Annotated in this window: 3 protein-coding genes; 1 reads left to right on the top strand and 2 read right to left on the bottom strand. The window is 67.4% G+C overall.

The window, feature by feature from the left end; genetic code table 11:
- The coding region (locus RMP08_RS04225) for a Na+/H+ antiporter NhaA (RefSeq protein ID WP_310467741.1) at positions 1-451 on the bottom strand (451 nt) is incomplete at its 3' end.
- A 77-nt stretch (positions 452-528) separates the two neighbouring features.
- Between RMP08_RS04225 and RMP08_RS04230 the strand changes: the two genes are divergently transcribed.
- Positions 529-1,536 carry an SDR family oxidoreductase gene (locus RMP08_RS04230; RefSeq protein ID WP_310467742.1) on the top strand — a complete coding sequence of 336 codons (1,008 nt, stop codon included), beginning with the start codon at positions 529-531 and terminating at the stop codon, positions 1,534-1,536.
- A 9-nt stretch (positions 1,537-1,545) separates the two neighbouring features.
- Here the strand turns inward: RMP08_RS04230 and RMP08_RS04235 are convergent.
- A partial coding sequence (locus tag RMP08_RS04235; RefSeq protein WP_310467743.1) for a hypothetical protein occupies positions 1,546-3,526 on the bottom strand: 1,981 nt, incomplete at its 5' end.

A 3,526-nucleotide genomic window follows, 5' to 3' on the forward strand; every position in this document is an offset into this window, starting at 1 on the left:
TGAGCGACGGCGATGCGCGGGGGCCGAGCAGAGCGAGCACGCCGATGGCAAAGGCGATGTCGGTCGCCGACGGGATCGCCCAGCCGCGGGCCAGCGCCGGGTCGAAACCGGTTGCGGCGAGGTAGAGCAGCGCCGGCACCGCCATTCCGGCTATTGCGGCGAGGATCGGCAGGCGCCGCTCGGCGGCGCTCGACAGCCGGCCATCGTACCATTCGCGTTTCACTTCCAGGCCGACGAGCAGGAAGAACACGGCCATCAGTCCGTCGGCAATCCATTGGTGGACGGTTGGCACGCCGATACGCGGCAGGGCCGGGCCGACGCGCAGGTCGAGCAGGTGGTGGAAATTGTCGGCCGCGCCGCTATTGGCGAGGACGAGCGCGACGGCAGCGGACGCCATCAGGACCAGGCCGGCCAGTTTTTCGCGCCGTTGGACCTCGCTGGCCTCGCTCATGCCGCCGGGCTTAGCGGCGGCGGGCGCTGCGGGGAAGGGAACGGGCCGATGGCGCAAAGCATTGCAGCGAAATGACAGTGACGTCCGCTCCTTCCAGCATTGCGCTTGTCGCCGGCGGCGCCGGGTTCATCGGTTCGCATCTCGTCGAGAGGCTACTCGCGCAGGGCGCGCGGGTGGTGTGTCTCGATAACTTCATGACCGGGCGGGCGCGCAATGTCCCGCACGGCGGCAATGACCGCTTTCGTTTGGTCGAGCATGATGTCACCGAAGCGCTGCCGGCGGACATCGCGCGCATCCCCTTCACTCGCATCTACAACCTCGCCTGCCCGGCCTCGCCGCCGCATTATCAGGCCGATCCCGAACATACGATGCTGACCAATGTCGTCGGCACCCGCACCCTGCTCCGCCTGGCCGAGGCGCACGGCGCGCGATTTCTGCTCGCCTCGACCAGCGAAGTCTACGGCGACCCCGAGATGCATCCGCAGGCGGAGGATTATCGCGGCGCGGTCAACTGCACCGGGCCGCGCGCCTGTTACGATGAAGGCAAGCGCGCCGCCGAGACGCTGGCGTTCGATTTCCACCGCTTGGGCCGCGCCGACGTCCGCGTCGCGCGGCTGTTCAACACCTACGGCCCGCGCATGCGCGCCGACGACGGCCGCGTAGTGTCCAACGTCATCTGCCAGGCGCTCGCGGGGGATCCGATCACGGTCTACGGCGACGGCGCTCAGACCCGCAGCTTCTGCTTCATCGACGACATGGTCGAGGGTCTCGTCCGGCTGATGGAGAGCGATTCCGCTGCAGGCATGCCGGTCAACCTCGGCAATCCCCATGAGTTGACCGTCAGCGACCTCGTCGAGCGCGTGCTGGCGATGACCGGCTCGGCGTCGCCGGTAATCCGCCTCGCCCTGCCAGAAGATGACCCCCGCCGCCGCAAGCCCGACATTGCGCGGGCCACCGAGCTGCTCGGCTGGGCCCCGCGTGTCGAACTCGCCGTAGGCCTCGACCGCACCACCGCCTGGTTCGCCGAGGAGCTGGGCAACACCCAGCCGGCCTACCGCGAGCGCCTGGTCGCCGCCGCCGAATAGGCGTTCGCCTCACACCAGCGCCAGGAAGGTGTCCTTCATCAGCGCCGGCGCGTCGATATTGGGTTGCTGGATCTCGATCTTGCCCGGATCGATATCGAGCCCCTCCACTTCCGACCACGCCATCGGGAATTTCGCGCCGAACTGCATGTCGGGGCCGAATTCGCCGAGCTTCTCCTTCCACGGGCCCCATTCTTTCTCGATGTCGAACAGCCCGAGGTCGACGCCGACCGCGACTGACGCGGTGACCCCGACCTCGAACTTGGGCGAGGCGAGGATCGCCGGGGTCGCCTCGATCGCCAGCCCCTGTGCCTGGCTCCACGTCACGCCGATGTCGAACATGCCCTCGATCAGCAGCCCAAGCGAGGCGTAGATGCCGACCCGGCCCTTGACGTAGGCGACCGCCGCCTGCGCCTTGAGCCCGCCGCCGATGTCGAGCGTCAGCCCGGCGTAGGCGGGGACGTAGAATTGCGCCTTGCCCTCGACCTTGGCCTCTTCCGGCTTGTCGAGGTCCATCGTCCCCGCCACCAGCGCATTGCGCAGCTGGCCCGGTCCGACCCACGCGGTGGCGACCAGGCTGGCATCGGCGAACGCGAACACCCCGACCCCGACCGGCCCGACCTTGACCCCCCAGATCGGGAAATCGGGGGTCTTGAACTTGAACAACGGCTTGTCCGGCGACAAATCCTTCTTGGGGAACAGATCGTAGGTCGGCGGCATGGCGATCTCGCCGACCACGATGACATGACCTTCCCGGGTATATTCGATGCCGGCGGTGCCGGTCAGCACCTTGCCGAACGCGACCTTGGCCTCGCCCTTGCCCCAGATCGCCAATTCGCCGAGCTTGCCGCCCTCGACCGGCTTGCCTTCGTCGTCGACCGCGCGGTTGGACGCGGAGATCTGCAGCCACCCGCTGGCCGGCCCCTTGGCGACATCGACCCGCCCCGAGAAATCGACCGCCAGGCCGTCGACCAGCACGTCGAGCGTGCCGCTCGCGCCGCCTCCCGACAGCGTCGCCTTGCCCCCGCCCGACACCGCCCAGTCGCCCGTGTCGGGGTTGCGGCGGGCGCGCACGGTGGCCTTGGCGTCCGACACGCCGGGGACCTTGCTGACCGGCAACGGCAGGTCCTTGCCCTCGATCAGCAGCCCGGTTTCGGAGGTGTAGCCGGCGGTGATCGTGCTGCCCTTGAACAACCCGCCGAGCTGCAGCGTGCCGACCAGGCCGAAGCTCTGGCGGGTCAGCGAGACGTCGATCTGGCCCGAGTCCACCCCGGGCAACTTGTCCTTGCCGACCTTGAACTTGCCGGTCGCTTTGAAGTCGTCCTTGGCGAGGATGTAGGTGACGTCGAGCTCGGCCTGTTCGAGGAAGTCGAGGTCGAGCGCCAATTTGCCGTACAGCGTCACGCCATCGCCCTCGCCGCGGGCGGAGATGGTGCCCGTGCCGATGTCCTTGATCAGGATCGTCGCGGCGCCTTCCATGAAGAAGCCCTTGTCCCCGACCCCGATCATCAAGGCGGCTTCGGTTACCGTAACAGGGCCGAACTTGAGCGACTCGGTGGGGATTGGGAAGTTGAGGAAGACGTCGCTGCCGCGCAGCACGATCGGGATCGGCAATTCGGGCAGGAGCTTGTTTGACGAGAGGATTTCGCCGGACGCGACCAGGTCGCCTTCCGGACTGATCGCGGGATCCGGGAAGCTGATCGGGCTCAAATGCTTGAATTTAGGGTCCTTGAGCATGCCCTTGAGGCTTTCGCGCGAGACATAGCCGCCGAAGCCCAGCTGCTTGTCGGGCAGGACCTCGAGGTCGGTGGTCTTGGCCAGGATCGGGCTCTTCTTGTCCTCCTTGTCGGTGCGCTCCCCATAGCGCACCTTGAGCGTCACGATCGGCCCGCCGGGGTCGGGCGAATAGACCGGGTCCTCGAGCACCGAGATGCCGCGAAAGAACTTCGCCGGGCGTTTGAGCTTGTCGCCACCCGGCAGGAACTCGAACGCA

This window comes from Sphingomonas sp. (assembly GCF_031426035.1).
In the GTDB taxonomy this organism is placed as follows: Bacteria; Pseudomonadota; Alphaproteobacteria; order Sphingomonadales; family Sphingomonadaceae; genus Sphingomicrobium.